This window comes from Vibrio breoganii (assembly GCF_024346795.1).
In the GTDB taxonomy this organism is placed as follows: domain Bacteria; phylum Pseudomonadota; class Gammaproteobacteria; order Enterobacterales; family Vibrionaceae; genus Vibrio; species Vibrio breoganii.
The window spans coordinates 2,197,143-2,215,156 of record NZ_AP024864.1; the positions used below are offsets into that span (position 1 = coordinate 2,197,143).

Here is an 18,014-nt window from a genome sequence, read left to right on the forward strand (position 1 = left end):
TCCCGTTAATTCGCGAAATGATGCTATTGAGAGTATCCTAGCCATGCATGAATACTCTGGAGTATGGTTTGAATATTTGCATCCTTGGCGCCGGTGCCATTGGCTCTCTTTGGGCCTGTTATCTCAACAACGCTGGCCACACAGTCTCGTTATGGACGCGCGGTTCTGAGTCATCACTCTCACTGTCGTTAGACGATCAACCTGCTATTTTATTTCCTTGTAATCAAGAGTCTCAGTTGGCGAATGCCGACTTATTGATCGTAACTGTCAAGGCGTGGCAAGTACAAAGCGCGTTTAAGTCTATTCTTTCGCAGCTCAAAGCCGACTGTTCTATTTTATTTAGTCACAATGGCATGGGCGCTGTTGAGGCTATTTTGCCGCAAATGTCTGAGCATCCTGTTTTCTTTGCCACAACCACTCATGGTGCACTGCGAAAAAATCAACAGCAGGTTCTGCATACCGGTCAGGGACAAACCATTATCGGTCCTCTCAATGACAAGGCCGAAGTGGAATTGGGCAGCTTAGTTCAAGCCTTTAATCTGGCACTGCCTCCAGCCCACGCCGATAGCAATATCTATCAAGCGCTGTGGAATAAACTTGCGATCAATTGCTGCATTAACCCGTTAACGGCTTTGAGAGATTGCCGAAATGGTGAACTAGCTGCAAAGGATACCTTGGAGATCATTGAGACTTTGTGTAGTGAGATCAGCGCGGTGATAAATGCCGAGGGTTTCTCTTGTGACAATGCAGAGCTATTTGCTCGAACAAAACAGGTGATAGAAGCGACTAGCAAGAACTTCTCATCCATGCATCAAGATATTCATTACAATCGCCCAACAGAGATCAACTATATTACTGGGTACTTACTCGAGCGAGCACGAGCGCACAACATTGATACGCCGATGAACAAGAATCTCTTCGAGAAAATAAAACAAAAAGAGGCCCAAAATGACCATTAAAGCCTTAGTTCCTATTGCACCAGGCACAGAAGAAATGGAAGCAATTACCATTATTGATGTGCTCATTCGCGCCAATTATCAAGTAACCGTCGCCAGTGTCGATCCTGAAGGCGCACTGACCTTCAACGGCTCAAGAGGCATACCTCTTACTGCGCTAGTGAAGCTGGTGGATGTTGCCGATGAAGAATTTGACGTTATCGCTATGCCTGGGGGCGTGGGTGGTGCGGAGGTATTTCAAAAAAGTATTCTACTCGTCGAAATGATTAAACAGCAGCACTACGATGGCAGGCTCAATGCTGCCATTTGTGCAACGCCAGCTCTGATGCTGCAGCACCACGGTTTATACCCCGACGCCCTTATGACATGCCACCCAAGCTTTAAGTCTCATATTCCAGAGCAAAACTGGCGTGAGAAACGGGTAACCTACGATCAAATCCATAAGCTACTGACAAGCCAAGGCCCAGCGACCGCCTTTGAGTTTGCTATGGAAATCATTATTCTGCTTTCTGGTAAAGCCTTTGCTTGGAGCGTCGCCGAGCCTATGGTGCCACTACCCAACCTTCACTATCACGAACTAGGAGCTAAAGGTGTTTGATATTCACGCCATTCGAGCCCAATTTCCGGCCCTGCAACAACAAATAAATCAACAGCCCTTGGTTTACCTTGATAGTGCAGCCACTACTCAAAAGCCAGCTAGAGTTATCGACACCATTAGTCAGTACTACTCACAGCACAATGCCAACGTGCACCGAGGAAGCCATAGTCTAACCGCTTCGGCAACCACAGCCTTTGAGGGTGCAAGAGATAACGTACGTTCCTTTATCAACGCCTCCTCAAATAAGGAGATCGTGTGGACCCGCGGTGCAACCGAAGCGATTAACCTTATCGCGCAGACCTATGCTAGAAACTCTTTAAAAGCCGGTGATGAGATACTGATCAGTGAAATGGAGCACCACGCGAATATCGTTCCATGGCAGATTGTTGCAGAGCAAACAGGGGCGACCGTCGTTAAGATCCCTATGTTGGCAAACTGCACACTGGATCTAGATGCGTATCGCTCACTGCTTAATGACAATACCAAGATTTTGGCTATTGGTCAGGTGTCTAATGTCACAGGTACTCGCCATCCTATTGAGGAAATGATTGCCCTTGCGAGGCAATTTAACACAGTCGTCGTGGTTGATGGTGCGCAAGGCATTGTGCACGAACCCATAGATGTACAAGCCCTCGATTGTGACTTCTACGTTTTCTCTGGCCACAAGCTATATGCGCCAACCGGTATCGGTGTGCTTTATGGAAAGCTAGCCCTACTGGAAGCTATGCCTCCATGGCATGGCGGCGGTAAGATGGTGCAAAAGGTGAGTTTTTCTGGGACTTCATTCAGTGATCTTCCCGGGAAATTTGAAGCAGGCACGCCGAATGTGGCTGGCGCACTCGCCCTTTCCAGTGCCATAGATTGGCTCAAAGACATAGACCATCAGAGCGCCGAAACACATGTGCAAGCATTACAACAAAAAGCCTACCTGGCGATCTGTAATATCGAAGATATAGAGCTAGTGGGTTATCAAGCTGGGGCAAGTGTCATCAGTTTTATGATGCCAGGCGTACATCATCAGGACATCGCTACCCTACTTGATCAGCAAGGTATTGCGCTACGCGCCGGTCATCACTGCGCTCACCCATTAATGGACGCGCTAGGTATAAAGGGGACGGTAAGAGTCTCTTTTGGGGTCTATAACACAGAGCAAGAAGTGGATGCGTTTATCGCCGCTCTGACCAAAGCTGTAGATATGCTTTAGAAAAGCTGCAAGCTGTCAGTTTGGTTAGCTGATCGCTTACAGCTTGTAGCTTGTCGCTCGTATCTGCTCGACAATAGCTTTAAGCCCATTACCGCGTGATGGGCTTAAATGTTGCAATAAGCCAAGGCTTTCAAAGTAACCTTCCACATCAAACTGCTGGATCTGCTCGCTGGTTTTGCCATTGAAAACCGCTAACACTAATGCAATCAAGCCACGTACAATACGCGCATCAGAATCTGCGCAAAATTGCCAAACGCCATTATCCTGCTCGCCAACCAGCCATACCTGACTTTCACAACCTGCAACAAGCACTTGCTCTGCCTTTAGCGACTCTGGCATTGTTGGCAGTTTCTTGCCCCACTGTATCACCTGACGATAACGTTGTTCCCAACCCTGACACTGCTGCATCTGCGCTAGAATATCCGCCTCTGTGATTGAGGTGCCAAAAGGGTTCTCAGGATAAGTCATTGTGGTTCGGCCTTAGTTCGAGCTGTGCTTTTGAATCAGTTTCTCAATGATACGCGAGACCGCCACGAAACCAAAGGTTGCTGTCACTACGGTCGCCGCGCCAAAACCAGTGGCACAGTCCATACGCTTAGGCCCTTCCGCTGTGGATTTAACAGCACAAACACTGCCGTCTGCTTGTGGGTATTTCAGTTGTTCAGTAGAAAAGACGCAGTCGATAGCAAACTTACGCTTTGGATTCTTGCTAAAGTTGTGGAAGCGACGCAACTGATCTTTGATCTTCTTTGCCAATGGGTCTTGCACGGTTTTACTCAGGTCCGCAACACAGATCTGAGTGGGATCAACCTGACCACCAGCACCGCCAATGGTAATGACTTTGATTTTGTTACTGCGGCAATAGGCTAACAAAGACGCCTTTGCTTTAACGCTATCAATCGCATCCAACACATAGTCAAACTCTTTGCTCAGATACTCAGCTTGGTTGTCTTGATCGATAAAGTCATCAATCAGGTTAACCTTACAATCAGGGTTAATTAAGGCGACACGCTCGGCCATCACCTCAATCTTACTTTTACCTACAGTGCCTGTCATGGCATGGATTTGACGGTTAATGTTGGTTACACACACATCATCCATATCAATCAGGGTTAGCTCACCGACACCGCTTCGCGCCAAGGCCTCTACAGCCCAAGAACCAACGCCACCAATGCCAATCACGCACACATGAGCGGCGCGTAAAATCTCTACCTCACTATTACCATACAGGCGACGAGTGCCACCAAAGCGTTGGTCATAGGATTCGGATGCTGGGGTCGTTAATTCTCGCATGACGATTTTTCTCTGAACATAAAACAACAAGAGTGCGTTTTATACGCACTCTTGTGATTAATGTCTAGGGTAAAAAGCTGTAAGCTGTCAGCCTGACTTTCATACACAAGTCTTGTTATCTAATCTCAGTGTGATCTAATACTTCCTTTAGCTTATTAGGTCACACTTTCTATGTTTACTTCCAACTCTGAGCACTGGGCTGAATTTATTTTTGGTCGCGCACAACTTGGCGATCCTCGTCGCACCAACCGCCTGGTTAAAGTAGCCAGTGATCTAGCTAAGAACGCTGGTAAATCGGTGAGTCGCTCTTGTGACAACCCTGCTAGTATCGAAGGTGCTTACCGCTTCATTCGTAACGATAGTATCAGCCCTGAAGCCATTGCTGAGGCTGGATACATTCAAACTGACGAGTTAGTTCGTCAGCGCCCTTTAGTCTTAGCACTCCAAGATACTACTGGTCTGAGCTACCGCCATTCTGTTTGTGAAGAACTTGGCGAAGTCAATTCAGGGAGCGACAGACGCCACAGCAATAAAGGGCGAACACTCTATGCTCATTCTACATTGATGTTGGATGCTCAGAGCGAACAAGTACTGGGTTTGGCTTATCAACACTATTGGTACCGAGAGAGTAAGCAAGTACAACAAACCCACCAGTTACAATGCAGAGAGCGTAGTGAAAAAGAGAGTTATAAATGGCAGCATAATGTTGAACAACTTTCATCACGACTTGAAACGCTCGACAATGTCATTGATGTTTGTGATCGTGAAGCGGATATGTACGAATATCTAGACTATCAAATCAACCAGGGTCACCGCTTTGTCGTACGAGCAAGTGATAATCGACGCTTAGTCGGCTTTGATGAAAAGCTTTTTACAGTGCTCGATGCCCTTGAACCAAGCGCTCACTACACCATAGATATTCAACAAAAAGGTGGACGTCGAGCGCGAACCGCAACGATAGCATTGAGCCATACATCGGTGACGTTGCAAAAGCCTCAACGCGCTAAAGCAGAAGCCACTATCACTGTAAATGCCGTGGTCTGCCAAGAAGTCGAACCCAACGGCGCAAAAGGTAAATTACGCTGGGTACTTTATACTACCGAACCAGTGACAACTCCCGAAGAAGCTCGTCAAATAGCTCGCTACTACGAACTAAGGTGGCGCATAGAGGAGTTTCATAAAATCTGGAAATCAGAAGGTACACAAGTAGAAAGATTGCGTATGCAAAGTCGTGATAACTTACGTCGTGTAGCCGTTATTCAAGCCTTTATCGCGGTACGTTTATTTCAGTTACGAGAACTGACGCAAAACAAGGAAGAGGCGAAAAATATTCCATGCACGGTTTATTTCAGTAACGTCAGTTGGAAAATACTTTGGAAAGCGGTACACAAAACTAAGCCAATACCGACAGAGCCCCCTTCACTGCATTGGGGGTATTACGCTCTCGCCAAGTTAGGTCGCTGGCATGATAGTAAAAGGAATGGTCGTGTAGGTGTTGTTGCACTATGGGATGGTTGGTTACAGCTAATGCAATTAGTCGAATCCTATGAAATGCTCAAAGGACTCGACTTGTGATCAAGAGACAGGCTGTCAGCGATCAGCTGTAAGTCGGGTTAGGCCCAGTCTTAGGTCTTGCTCATCACTAATAAAACATACACCAAACAACCATCGTCCCCGGGAGCTTTTATCGGGGACCTTTTTGCTGTATTGCCCGACCAGTATGCTGGCCCAAAAAAGCCCTCAGGAATGACACACATAGCAAACCTGAGGTTGTGAACAATAGACAGGCTATCAGCTATTAATCTGATAGCTTAAGGCTTACAGCTTCAAGCTAGTTTTACTACAACTCCCAAGGATTAGCCGTTTCTGAGTTCTCTAGCCCTAGCTTCCACACTCGGCCAAAGTGCTTATAGTGCCCTGATTGCACGCCCGCTCGAGCGCCCATGCCGTGATAAAGGTCAAGATGGTTTTGCTTGACCGCACCGCCGGTATCTAGAACTAAAAGCAAACGCAGTGCATGAGCGCCAGACCAAGTACCATCAGCATTTAATAAAGGCACCTCCGCAAGGATTGGAGTACCCATAGGCAAAAGCTCTCTGTCCCCTGCCACCGAAGCCATTGGTAGTAATGGGATACCTGCGGTTCCACGTACCGCTAGATCGTCTTTTGGCACAAAGAATACATAAGAAGGATTCTGTTCCAGTAGCTCTTTCACCGTCTCTTCGTCGTTTTCTGTCACCCATTGCTTGATGGCTTGAAGCGACATCTTTTCTTTATCAACCAAGTCACGCTCGATGAGAATACGGCCAATGCTGACGTAAGGTCGGTTGTTTTTCCCCGAATAGGCAAAATATTGCATGCTGTTGTCATCGCCAAAGTGTACAAAGCCGCTGCCTTGAACCTCCATTAAGAAAGGGTCAATCATGTTATCAGCATAACCGAGTTCAAGCCCTTTCCCCTCAAGTGCACCATCATAAATCTGCGCGCGAGTTGGACATTGCTGAGAACAGCTAGGTTTTCCATAAACAGGGTATTTGTAGGTGGCGTCAGGCTCATGACGCAATTCAATCACAGGTGAGAAGTAACCGGTAAACATCACATTGCCCTTGCTGTCTCCCCCTTTCATCTGGGCACTTTGCACACCGTAGTTGGCAAGCTCAGTCGGATCTCCACTTTGCAGAGCCCACTCAGACAATTGCTGATAAAGGTCTTGATACTTATTCGCCATTGACGGTGAGTTATCCAACACCTGTTTTGCCTGCGCATCAAATGAATTGAGATCCCTAAAGGCGTTGCTCTCAACGGTGTCTGTTTGAGTAAGCGGTTGCTGAAACTCTTGGTCAAAATCTTGCTGACCACGTTCAGCTTGCTGAGCACACCCTGCCATCAAAGTAGCCAGGGTAAGAAGAGGTATAAATTTGCGCATTGACTGGGTTTTATGTCCTTGAATAAACCTTAGAAAAGCAGAATGACAAACTCCCCTGCTTTGCGCAATGCCTGTAAGAAAAATCACACACAATTAACATAGAAGTGCGTCATTCTTCATTATGCGGTTAATAGTTGTAATTATATAAATAGTCATTATTATTGTATAAAAATTCACTCAAAGAGTTTAAGCATGTATCGCAGTACTGAGCTGGTAAAAGGATTTCGTCAGTCCACCCCATACGTAAACGCACACCGTGATAGCACCATGGTGATTTACCTGTGTGGCGAGGCGCTTAGTCATGACAACTTTCCTAATATTGTCAGTGATATCGCTCTGCTACATAGCCTTGGAGTGAAACTCGTTCTGGTACATGGTGCTCGTCCGCAGATTGATCAGCGTCTGGGTCAGCAATCATTAAGCTCGCCCTACCATAAAGATATTCGTGTAACAGAATCCTCTATGTTACCGCATGTCATGCAAGCCTCAGGGCAGTTGCAACTGGCCATCACTGCTCATTTGTCTATGAGTCTGAACAACACGCCAATGGCGGGAACTCAACTGAACGTAGTCAGTGGCAATTTTGTTATCGCGCAGCCTTTAGGGATCGAAGACGGCATCGATTATCAGCACAGTGGCCGGGTAAGACGTATCGATGTAGAAGGAATCAACCGCACGCTAGAGCAAGGCTCCATTGTGTTGATTGGCCCTGTTGCCGGTTCCGTTACCGGAGAGTGCTTTAATCTTGTTTCAGAAGAACTCGCCACTCAGGTGGCCATTAAATTAAGCGCCGATAAGTTGATCGGGTTTAGCTCAGACCAAGGCTATATCAAGCCTAATGGTGAGGTTGCTGCAGAGTTATTCCCTCATGAGGTGGAGCATATTCTACAACAAGAGGCGAATAACAACGCCCCAAGCACTCATCGCTTCTTGCAGGCGGCAGTCAAAGCGTGCCGTAAAGGGGTGCAACGTAGCCACTTAGTCAGCTATGTGGATGATGGAGCCTTGATCCAAGAGCTCTTCTCTAGAGATGGTATTGGTACACAAGTCGTCACCGCTAGTGCGGAGCAAGTGCGTATCGCGAGTATTGATGATATCGGCGGTATTTTGGATCTCATAGAGCCGCTGGAGAATAATGGCATCTTAGTGCGTCGCTCTCGTGAGCAACTAGAGCAAGAGATTGAGCGCTTTACCATCATAGTCAAAGACCAACTTATCATTGGCTGCGCGGCGCTCTATCCCTATATTGAAGACCAAATGGCGGAAATGGCGTGTGTGGCTATTCACCCTGAGTACCGTGATGGAAATCGAGGGGCTCACCTGCTTGCGCATATGAAAAACCAAGCTGACTCTTTAGGGATCAAGCAGTTGTTTATTCTCACCACCCACAGCTTGCATTGGTTTAGAGAACAAGGCTTTAGTGAAATCGACCTTGAGGCCCTGCCCATTAAAAAGCAGGACCTTTATAACTTCCAGCGTAAATCAAAAATCCTAGCGCTGGATGTCACCTAAGTCATAGCCGTTAAATCGTTAGTCATCGGTTGCCAAACGCTGTGACAGGTGACTGCTTCGCGCTGTTTTCTGCTTTATAGCTCGTTGCATAATGGCTTTATCCGCATACACACTCAGCTGATGTTTCGCTCGAGTCACGCCGGTGTAATACAGCTCTCGTGTCAATACCGGTGTTGGCGTCTTAGGTAGCAGCAGCAAGGTGTGGCTAAACTCACTACCCTGAGATTTATGTATTGTCATAGAGTAGGCTGTTTCGTGGGGCGGAACCCTGCTAGGCAGTACGCCCTTTACACTGCCGTCGGGAAGCTCGAAATACACCTTCAGACGCGGCTCTTCTAAGCTTTCATCAAGCAAGCATATGCCAATATCTCCGTTATACAACTGCTGGCTATGGTCATTGCTGGTCACCATGACTGGACGCCCGATATACCATGTGTCTCGTTCGACGGGTATGAGGTTCTTACGTGCCAGCGCTCGCTCTATATTGGTATTCGTGCCTTCTACCCCAAATTCTCCCTCACGCACAGCGCACAGCAGTCGCGTATTGGCAAAGCTTTGCAAAACGCTACGAGCAAACGAAGGCATTGTCATTTCGCCATTATTTGCGTATCGCAAAGATAGGTACTCTTGATAACGCCCTACTAAGGTATTGATGAGTTGTTGGTACCTATCAGCGGTCACTTCAAAGTGTGCTAAATCTTCAAAACCTGCCAAGAAGACCTGTTCGGCCTCTTTACTGCTACCTGAATTAATAGCCCTTGCCAGTTTGCCCACACCAGAACGGCTATGGAAACGAAAGCTTTTGTGCAAAACACATAAGCTATCGCCAATCGAGGTTCCTATTTGATTCGAAGAGGGTAATTGATAGCCCGTCAGCTTATTGAGGTGCTCTCGATGCGCCAAGCCATAACCTTGGCCTCCAAGCTGACAAATATCCCCTAGTACAGCGCCTGCCTCAACCGATGACAGTTGGTCTCTGTCACCGAGTAAAATCAATCTGGCATGAGCAGGTAATGCACTGAGCAATTTATACATCATAGGTAAATCGACCATAGATGCTTCATCAAGGATCAATAAATCTAAATGCAAGGGATTGTGAGAGTTATGCTTGAACTCAGTTCGATTAGGAATAGCGCCAAGCAAGCGATGCAGTGTACTGGCTGAGGTTGGGATCCTTTCCTTTATCTCAGGTGCAACAGGCAGTGAGTCTATGGCTTGGCCAATGGACTCGGTAAGACGAGCGGCTGCCTTGCCCGTGGGCGCCGCTAGCTTTATCGTGATCTCAGAGTCACTGGATGATACTAAGGCTGCTAGCAGCTTGGAAACCGTCGTCGTTTTCCCTGTACCTGGGCCCCCAGAGATGACGCAAAATCGCCGAGTTAAGGCCGTCGCTGCCGCTACTTTCTGATGGTTCAAGCAGGCACTCAAGGGGATATACTCCTTAAGCACCTCAAGCTCACTAACATGGCGCGCCTGTGTAGCAATAGCCACGACTTTATCAATGGCAATCCCCTCAACATCAAGCACATCCAACGACTCACAAATGGCTCTTTGAACTACCGCTGTGCTGGCATTGTTTTTCTTCAGTGTCTGGAGCTCAGAGAATAGATAGTTCAGCTGCCAAGCGAACAGCTGATCTAACTGAAGCCTCAAGGTGGAGAGCTTACTCGCCTCCATGGCAATGGGCTCTGCATACTCCAATATTTTTTGTGCTAGTGCTCCCTCAAAATGCCAATACTTTTGCAAATACAGGCTTCCAAACTCAAACACCAGTGGCAGACGCATTGCATCTTGGAAATCATGCGCCACTAAGCTAGAGGCTTTGAGCTCGCGGACCCAATCACATTGCAATAGCTCTGGGGCAAATAAAGGCTCAAGCTGGTTAACCCCGAGCACCTTTAAGGGATTCCAGTTATCTAAAATGGGTAGGCATGAGTTGCCCTTGCTCAGCTCATAACTTACCGCGCAAGCCATAACGGCGATGAACTGCGCTGACGCACCTTTTTCTTGCGCAGCAAAGAACTTTGCTAGTTGAAAGTCGATATCTCTGATCATTCCCACACTGGCCATGACCTCGAGCCATTCTAGCCAGTTTTTCTGTCGATAATTGGCCAACTGTTCAGGTGCAATGTCGGTAAGGTTAAGTGTTTCTGATAGGCTTTCGCTAGTCATTACCATTAGATAGCCTCCTCGCCACGAATATGTGAATCCAGTTCCTCTAGCATTTGTTGCGATGGCTTGGCATGAAATACGCCATAGTCACCGCTGCCATCCATACCGCGCAAGAATAGATAAAAACACCCACCAAAATGAGTCTCGTATGAGTAGTCTTGTACACGGCTTTTTAGGAAGCGGTGCAGCGCCAAGGCATAGACTTGATACTGCGCATCATAGCGATGACCGATCATCGCCTCATCGAGGCTCTTCTGATGATAATCCTCTGCGTTATCTCCAAGGTGATTAGACTTCCAATCCAGCACATAGTATTTTCCTTGATGCTCAAACACCAAATCAATGAACCCTTTCAACATTCCTTCAACAGGGGCAAAGCCGAGATCTCCAGCTTGCGCGGTCAAAGAGTCATGTTTATGAGTGATGGCATTAAATCGCTGTGCGGAGAGGATTTGGATGGGAAGAAGAAACTCCATCTCCACCAGCCTTTGCTGCGGCTGTTTTTCCGATAGCTTGATGCCATTACCATCTAGGTCGGTATTGAGCACCTTATCGATCATCTCTTGCAGTACTGGCAGCCATTCTTCACCTAGCTGCTCTTTGATCAGAAGCTGCTTGATGATCTCTTCGTTGTCTGCGGTAAAGGCTGACTCTGTATATTCGACCTCTTCAAACAGGGTATGTAAAAAGGTGCCGGGTCTCGCGCCGCGTGGGAAGTTAAACATGGTCTTTTTGTTCAGCTCAAGCAGTGGCGCTTGGTCATCAGAGGCATCAATATCTAAGCTTGTATCCAACCAAACACTCTCGTCTTTGTGGCTTGAGCCATGCCCTTGTTTCACCAGCCCAGAGTAACTGGTCATTCTCCAGCGCCAATCTATCTGTTGTTGCATCTTATTAGCTTGTAACAGGGACTGCTCAACGTGTGGGGCTTGATAGCAAACGTCATCCCACGCAAACGGTTCACAAACCTGTATTGATGGATAGCTGTTTTCTAACACATGCAGAGCACTAGAGAGCGCTGAGGCTTCTTGCGCTTCTGCACCCTGCAACAAATAACCAATCGCACTCAGATGTGCGCTGGCTTTTTTACTACGACCTTCTTTTAACGGCGCAACGCCGAGATAGCAGCCATAGACAGCTCGAGTGACCGCAACATAGATAAGACGCAGATCCTCAGCAAGCCTCTCTTTATCCGAAAGCGCAATACCCTCACTATTATTATCCAGATCAAATCGCGTACGATGCTGCTCAGCATCGTAATACAGTGCCTTGTCACTTTTTCTATAAGCACTGACAAAGGGAACAAAAATAATGTCGTATTCCAAGCCTTTGGATTTGTGGATGGTTACCACCTGAACCAAATTCTTTTCCGACTCCAAGCGCTGCTTCTGTTCGTCTCCAGCATCACCACTGCCCGCTTCAAAGATGTGCTCTTCAAACCAACGCAGCAGCGCATGATCACTTTCTAGCTCTGCTGAGGCTTGTTGTAACAGCTCAGCCAGATGCATGAGGTCGGTGAGTACTCGCTCCCCCTGATGCTCATTTTGTAGCCTCTGAGCTAGCTCTCTATATTGGATGAGCCTACGGATCATCGGCATGATCCCGGCCTTCAGCCACAGCTGTCGGTAGTCACTAAACTCTTGGCTCAGCAGTTCCCAATATTGTTCATCTTGATTCAAACGCTCTAGGTCAAATAGAGAAAGGTCAAACAAGGAACTGGCGGCGGCTGTGCGCAGTGCTCTGTCGTTATCAAAGTGCAATGCTGCACGTAGAAATAACAACACATCACTGGCCACTGGGCTTGCAAAAACGCTGTCTCTGTTGGAGAGATACACACTAGCAACGCCTTTCTCTGACAGTGCTCTACGAACCAAATTCGCCTCGCGCCCTGTCCGCACCAGCACTGCTATATTACCCGCTTGAATTGGCTCATCTTTGGAGCCATGCAGCAGTGCATTGCCAGTATCTGATGCGCTTAACAGGCGCTGTATTTGCGTGGCGGTGGACTGCGCCATGCTTTGGTTATAATCGCCCTTTGCTACCGCTTCGCCCTCGCTCTCCTTCAGCCAAACCGTCATGGCTGATTGAGTTTCACCATTGAGCGACCACGACTTTTTATCGGCTCTCGGGCTTGCAGAGACGGCAGTAAAAGGGATGTCATCATCATAAATAAACGCAGATTCAGCCTCTTGAAACAGCGCGTTACTCGCCTCTACCATATCTTTGCTGGAGCGCCAGTTGGTGGTGAGATTAAAGTGCGAGGTCACCTCTTTACGTGCGCGGATATAGGTAAAAATATCGGCGCCACGAAAAGCATAGATCGCCTGCTTAGGGTCACCAATCATGAACAATCCACACTCAGGATGCTGCAGGTAGAGATGTCTAAAAATGTTGTATTGCTGAGGATCCGTATCTTGAAACTCATCAATCATCGCAACGGGATATAGCCCGCGAATACGCTCGGACAACAGCCCTTCATCGTCCGCTTGCAAGGCATAGTCGAGCTGACTTAGCAGATCATCAAAGGACAATTTCTGCTGCTGCCCCTTTGCTTTTTGCAACTCGGCACGACATTCGGGAATGGCATTGCTTAGGATAGCCTGCTTCACCTCAAGAGCAGGCAATGAGCAGTATTCATCAATATGATCAAATACCACATGCTCTGGCGCTTGCTTGTCAGGTTTAGTCTTGGCTTGCAGCGTGCTGGAGCTAAAGCGCTCCAAGCACTCAGGCACAGCAATACTGTTGAGTGGTTTTGCTGCCCAACTATCAATCTGTCCTATCCAGTTCGGTACGTTCTTCTTGTTGTAGGGATTCTTGGTGATCCCAGATTCCATAATCAACTTTTCAAAGTCAGCGCTGTCTGCTGACCATTGCTTCTGGAGCTCGGCAAGAACGGCAATACGCTCAGCATACAGGGTTTCTAGGTCTCCCTTTTCAACCTCTGAGTGAATGTAGACCTCATTACCACTGATAAAATTATTCAGATCCGCGTACAGGGCTTGCGGTGTTTTCCAGTGACTGCGGATCTCTGACACCATGCTGGCGCTCATACCATAGAAATGGCGACGCCAATAATCGGCCACCACTTGCTCTTTTAGCTGGGTTTCATCTTTAATAAATTGGCTTTTGAAGCGGCTACCCGACTCGAACGCATTTTGTGTCAGCATGCGCTGGCAAAATCCATGAATGGTATAAACTGCGGCTTCATCCATCTGCCGCTCGGCAGCCAGTAACAATTCACAGGCGCGATCGCGATCATCCGTTTGTTCTAACAGTGGCTTGATCACAGGATCATCACTATGACCTCGGCTAAACGCCACCCGTGCTTGGTGGATCCGCGCACGAATGCGATCTTTGAGCTCTGCGGTTGCCGCCTCAGTAAAGGTCACCACCAAAATCTGCTCTACAGTAAGTGGTGTTTGGTGCGCTGAGTCGTTATCGCCGTGTCCCAATAACAGCCTTAGATAGAGTCCGGCAATGGTAAAGGTCTTTCCCGTGCCCGCAGATGCCTCAATTAAGCGTGCGCCATGCAAAGGAAATGTCATTGTCTCAAGCGGCGCAGGAAGAATTTGCGCATCATTTGTCATAGTGAACCCTATCTAAATATGTGATCAATGTTATGAAGCCGAGTTTCATTGCTGTTTGTTGAGCATTATCCGATGAAGTTTGCGATCCTACTCACTGATATAACAAACAGTTATGCGTAAGCTTGCCCTCAAATTATGAGTGCTACGCACCAAGCCTATAAAGAACTAAAAAATAAGAGGTCTCTCTGACCCTTTGGCCACCAGCAATTACCCTACAAATAATAAATGCTGGTGGCCACCCTTTCTCTTTTTGCCGATTTCCGTTATTTGGATTTTTCTTGCAGTCTTTCTTGTGCAGGCAACAAGACCCTTTCAGCTAATTGATACCCACCTTGTTGCAATTCTTCGCTCCATTGTGGCCATGCGCGCTGAATGTACATATCATCCGCTTCACCCGAGTTGTAATCATCACCAAGGACTGTCGAGCTAAATTTGCCTATTGCTGCTTCTCTGGCAACTTCGGTATCTCCCTTCTTCGACTTCTTCACAAACTCTTGTGTCGCTGCATGCGCCGAACGAGGGAAATAAGGCAGTGGTTTAGTCATACCCTCAAAATATAGCGCGACGAGATCGTGTAGAAAATCCAATGCATCTTGCGGCTCAATAGCCGCCAAAGAAAAGTACTCAATCTCTTTTTTGCTTGATATTCCAATAAGATGACTCGTCACCGCCACACCTGAAGCACACGCACACAAGTGTTTAATCCACGCTTGCAGAATGTCTTTGGAGCGAACACGACCTACGCGATAATGAACCAGACCAGAGGCATAATGGCTATCTAACCAGCCAGTGATCGTTAGCCACTTGTCGCGGTACTGCACCTTCAAAGAGACAGGTAAAGAAGGCTGCTTATTGCTAGTATAGAACTCAATCTCAGTGACTAGTTCTCTCATGGCATCTTGGTTCTCAGCGACCTCTAGGTCACCAAAGTTTCCAATGGGTAATTGCCCTGAGCTACGGTAGTAGTGAGCCACTTGCTCTACCTCTGTACCTCCACCGTTTAACATAGCCGCGACTATCTCATCACGTAACAAATAGCGCTCAAGCCCCCCTAAGGAAAAGGGCTCCTCATCTTCAATCAGCTCTTTTTCACTGTTAAACCATACCTGAAGCCTCTGATTGAAGAAGTACTTCACAGGCAACGACCAAAACGATAACAGCTGATCTAATTCAATCTCAGACAATGCCTCTCGTTCCATAAAGTAATCGGATAAAGGCGTACTCAACTTATCAGCTTGAGAGTAAACCCCGTTCACCACAGGCAACCACTCAGCAGCAAAGCTTTGGCTATTTTCAAAAGCCTCACGACTAAATGGGGTCATGCTGTGATGAGAGGTAAGATGCTTCAGCAAGTGTTTACCTGAGTCGTCCACAGAGAGAGGCTCGTCGCCATCAAGACAGTAATTTTGTGAACAGTACTCGAGTAGCTCGGTCACCAAGATCGAGGGTAAACATTCGCTGTTATCGAGAATGGATTGCCCTATGTAACTGATATACAAGCCTTGTTGAGCAGAAAGTAGCGCTTCCAAGAATAGATATCGGTCATCATCACGACGGCTTCTATCACCGATGCGGCTCTTTACCGTCATCAAATCAAAGCCTTCTTGGGCAACGGTTCGAGGGTAAACACCGTCGTTCATTCCCAGTAGACACACCACACCAAACGGGATGGAGCGCATTGGCATTAGAGTACAGAAATTCACTTGTCCGGCTAAAAAGCGCTGACTGACACGGGAGCTATCCAGTTTGTCTTGCAGGTATTCAGAGACCACTTGATGACTCAAAGCCGTATCTAGACCAGACTCAGTTGTTTGCTGCGTCAATGAAGGCAGGGCATCACGAATACTGGTTAGGGCTATCTCATTTTCAATATCTAGCTCAAAGAAATCATTGGCCAAGGCATTCAGCTGTGTTTGCCATTGCGCACTATGCTGAGGCTCATTGAGAGCGCTGCGATAATGCAATACCTTATCAATGAAGGCTGCGAGCTTTCCTGCAAGCTCAGCCTGCATTCCCTCTATTTGCTCATAGGGTGCTAACCTGCCGCTGCTCAACTCTAATGGCTGACATATGGCCGACATGCTGTAGCCAAGCAAAATACGCTGTAAACCAAACACCCAGGTATTCTGATTTAGGCTAGGCAGTTCAAATTCAGTGGCGGTTGAGTCATCAAGCCCCCAGCGCACGCCCGCTTCTTCGACCCACAAATTAATCAGTTCAAAATCTGAGGCCGATAACCCAAAGCGTTGCAGTATTGCAGGGGTTTCCAATATCTCCATCATCTCACTGCGACCACAGCGACTGTTAGGTAAGTCCAACAGCTGAAGAAACGCATTTAAGATCGGCGTCTCTTCCGCCACGCTTCGGTCGGAAATAGAGTACGGAATCCTTCTGTCACCGGTGGCGTTGCCAAAGATGGCATTGATCGCCGGAGAGTAGGCATTGATATCCGCTACCATCACAATGATATCGCGCGGCTTTAGTGACGAGTCTTGATTGAATAGATGTAGAAGCTGATCGTGCAATACTTCCACTTCACGAGTGGCACTATGGCAACAATGTATGGATAGAGAACGGTCGTGTTTCGATACCGCCTGCTTATGCAGGCTTTGCTCTAGCTTAGTGTCATCTTGATGTTGATTGAGCTGTAAAATATCTTGCTGAATGTTCTGCAACAGCGTCTTAGCATCAAGATCCACAAAGGCTTCAACCTCGTTACTATCAAGCTCAGACAATAGATGTAGGTTGTCACGCCCTTGCTTACCCATAGAAGCCAGCAAGTTGTTGCTGATGGCATCGTGGTGAAACTCTGGCAGGGCATTGTGTTCAATATCGCCTTTAAGAACAGGGATCCCCTGCTCCTCATTCAACTCTTGTCCATGCCAGCGAATGCGCGGCCTCACCTTAGCTGCCATTTTTGTTAGAGTGCGCTGGTCTTTAATATCCCCCCAGTAATAGCGACATGGGTTATGGAACATCAGATGCACATCAATATGCTCACCTAAGGCCTTGAGCGCTTCCAGATATTTTGGTGGCAAAGAACTAATGCCAAACACAAACAGGCGCTTGGGTACATTATCACTGTTTATCTCAGACAGGTTGGCCAGTTTATCGATGAAGTCTTGATACAGGTTTGCACGGTGGTACTTCGACTGGCCTAATTGCTCAGTAAAGCGATACAACTCGCGCCATAACTCACCCTGCCACAAGCCTTGTTCTTCTAGCTCCGCAGGATGCTCACTGTTTTCCCAAGCGGTAATGTAGTCAGGGCGATAGACTAAGTAGCCATCGAAGATATCGGCAATCTTGCCCGCCAATTGAAACAGCTTTGAGTTGTCCTCATCGTGCTCAAGGTAAGACGCAAGGGAGGAAAATTCGTCCTGCTCAAGTTTGCTCGGTAATACCTGCATCAACTTCCAAGTCATCGCCTCTTTATTGAAGGCACTACGCTTAGGGACATCAGGCAATACTTCTATGAACATCTGCCAAATAAAGGTCGCAGGAAGAGGAAAATTGAGATTGGCGGCAATCCCCATATCCTTGGCCAATTCCATCTTTAACCACTGAGACATACCTGGGCTTTGCACTAAGATTTGCTCTTGCTCAAAGGGAGAGGTTAAGGGTTGCTGGCGAATAAGTGCAATGAGTAGAGATTTGAGAAGATCGATCTGGTTTGAATGATAAACAGTAAACAAGGCAGGCTCACAATCCGTTGAATCAATTGCAATAAGATTACCACACCCTACTGCAATTGATGCCTCAA

11 protein-coding genes are annotated in these 18,014 nt (G+C 47.4%); 5 read left to right on the forward strand and 6 right to left on the reverse strand.

What is annotated here, in order from left to right:
• Positions 1 to 68: 68 nt before the first annotated feature.
• From panE to csdA, 3 genes are read left to right on the forward strand one after another with little or no spacing between them, the layout of a single operon-like run.
• On the forward strand, positions 69 to 959 hold the full coding sequence (panE, locus tag OCU35_RS10250) for a 2-dehydropantoate 2-reductase (protein ID WP_261825308.1): 891 nt from the start codon (positions 69 to 71) through the stop codon (positions 957 to 959).
• On the forward strand, positions 949 to 1,554 hold the full coding sequence (locus tag OCU35_RS10255; RefSeq protein WP_017242531.1) for a DJ-1 family glyoxalase III: 606 nt from the start codon (positions 949 to 951) through the stop codon (positions 1,552 to 1,554). The genes panE and OCU35_RS10255 overlap by 11 nt, the downstream gene beginning before the upstream one ends.
• The gene (gene csdA / locus OCU35_RS10260; protein WP_261825309.1) at positions 1,547 to 2,758 is read left to right on the forward strand and encodes a cysteine desulfurase CsdA; all 1,212 of its coding nucleotides are present in this window, start codon (positions 1,547 to 1,549) and stop codon (positions 2,756 to 2,758) included. The genes OCU35_RS10255 and csdA overlap by 8 nt, the downstream gene beginning before the upstream one ends.
• A 36-nt stretch (positions 2,759 to 2,794) precedes the next feature.
• Here the strand turns inward: csdA and csdE are convergent, their stop codons facing one another.
• Positions 2,795 to 3,226 carry a cysteine desulfurase sulfur acceptor subunit CsdE gene (gene csdE, locus OCU35_RS10265; protein ID WP_261825310.1) on the reverse strand — a complete coding sequence of 144 codons (432 nt, stop codon included), beginning with the start codon at positions 3,224 to 3,226 and terminating at the stop codon, positions 2,795 to 2,797.
• Between the two features lie 12 nt (positions 3,227 to 3,238).
• Complete coding sequence (tcdA, locus tag OCU35_RS10270) at positions 3,239 to 4,051, reverse strand: tRNA cyclic N6-threonylcarbamoyladenosine(37) synthase TcdA (protein ID WP_017031185.1); 813 nt, start codon at positions 4,049 to 4,051, stop codon at positions 3,239 to 3,241.
• Positions 4,052 to 4,222: 171 nt separating this feature from the next.
• Between tcdA and OCU35_RS10275 the strand changes: the two genes are divergently transcribed.
• Positions 4,223 to 5,626, forward strand: coding sequence for an IS4 family transposase (locus OCU35_RS10275; protein WP_261825311.1), 1,404 nt, complete (start codon positions 4,223 to 4,225; stop codon positions 5,624 to 5,626).
• A 265-nt stretch (positions 5,627 to 5,891) separates the two neighbouring features.
• On the opposite strand, the gene mltA is transcribed toward OCU35_RS10275, so the two are convergent.
• A complete protein-coding gene (gene mltA / locus OCU35_RS10280; protein WP_017029116.1) occupies positions 5,892 to 6,977 on the reverse strand; it encodes a murein transglycosylase A in 1,086 nt (361 codons plus the stop codon).
• Positions 6,978 to 7,169: 192 nt separating this feature from the next.
• Between mltA and argA the strand changes: the two genes are divergently transcribed.
• Positions 7,170 to 8,489, forward strand: coding sequence for an amino-acid N-acetyltransferase (gene argA / locus OCU35_RS10285; RefSeq protein ID WP_017029115.1), 1,320 nt, complete (start codon positions 7,170 to 7,172; stop codon positions 8,487 to 8,489).
• Between the two features lie 18 nt (positions 8,490 to 8,507).
• On the opposite strand, the gene recD is transcribed toward argA, so the two are convergent.
• From recD to recC, 3 genes are all read right to left on the reverse strand, one after another.
• Positions 8,508 to 10,667 carry an exodeoxyribonuclease V subunit alpha gene (gene recD, locus OCU35_RS10290; protein ID WP_261825312.1) on the reverse strand — a complete coding sequence of 720 codons (2,160 nt, stop codon included), beginning with the start codon at positions 10,665 to 10,667 and terminating at the stop codon, positions 8,508 to 8,510.
• A complete protein-coding gene (gene recB / locus OCU35_RS10295; protein ID WP_261825313.1) occupies positions 10,667 to 14,251 on the reverse strand; it encodes an exodeoxyribonuclease V subunit beta in 3,585 nt (1,194 codons plus the stop codon). The genes recD and recB overlap by 1 nt, the downstream gene beginning before the upstream one ends.
• 263 nt (positions 14,252 to 14,514) lie before the next feature.
• Positions 14,515 to 17,946, reverse strand: a complete 3,432-nt coding sequence (recC, locus tag OCU35_RS10300; RefSeq protein WP_261825314.1) for an exodeoxyribonuclease V subunit gamma — start codon at positions 17,944 to 17,946, stop codon at positions 14,515 to 14,517.
• Between the last annotated feature and the right edge of the window lie 68 nt (positions 17,947 to 18,014).

Coding starts and splice junctions, on each gene's coding strand:
- csdE (WP_261825310.1), bottom strand. CDS start 3,226: ATGACTTATCCTGAGAACCCTTTTGGCACCTCAATCACAGAGGCGGAT.
- recD (WP_261825312.1), bottom strand. CDS start 10,667: ATGGTAATGACTAGCGAAAGCCTATCAGAAACACTTAACCTTACCGAC.
- OCU35_RS10255 (WP_017242531.1), top strand. CDS start 949: ATGACCATTAAAGCCTTAGTTCCTATTGCACCAGGCACAGAAGAAATG.
- recB (WP_261825313.1), bottom strand. CDS start 14,251: ATGACAAATGATGCGCAAATTCTTCCTGCGCCGCTTGAGACAATGACA.
- tcdA (WP_017031185.1), bottom strand. CDS start 4,051: ATGCGAGAATTAACGACCCCAGCATCCGAATCCTATGACCAACGCTTT.
- OCU35_RS10275 (WP_261825311.1), top strand. CDS start 4,223: ATGTTTACTTCCAACTCTGAGCACTGGGCTGAATTTATTTTTGGTCGC.
- argA (WP_017029115.1), top strand. CDS start 7,170: ATGTATCGCAGTACTGAGCTGGTAAAAGGATTTCGTCAGTCCACCCCA.
- mltA (WP_017029116.1), bottom strand. CDS start 6,977: ATGCGCAAATTTATACCTCTTCTTACCCTGGCTACTTTGATGGCAGGG.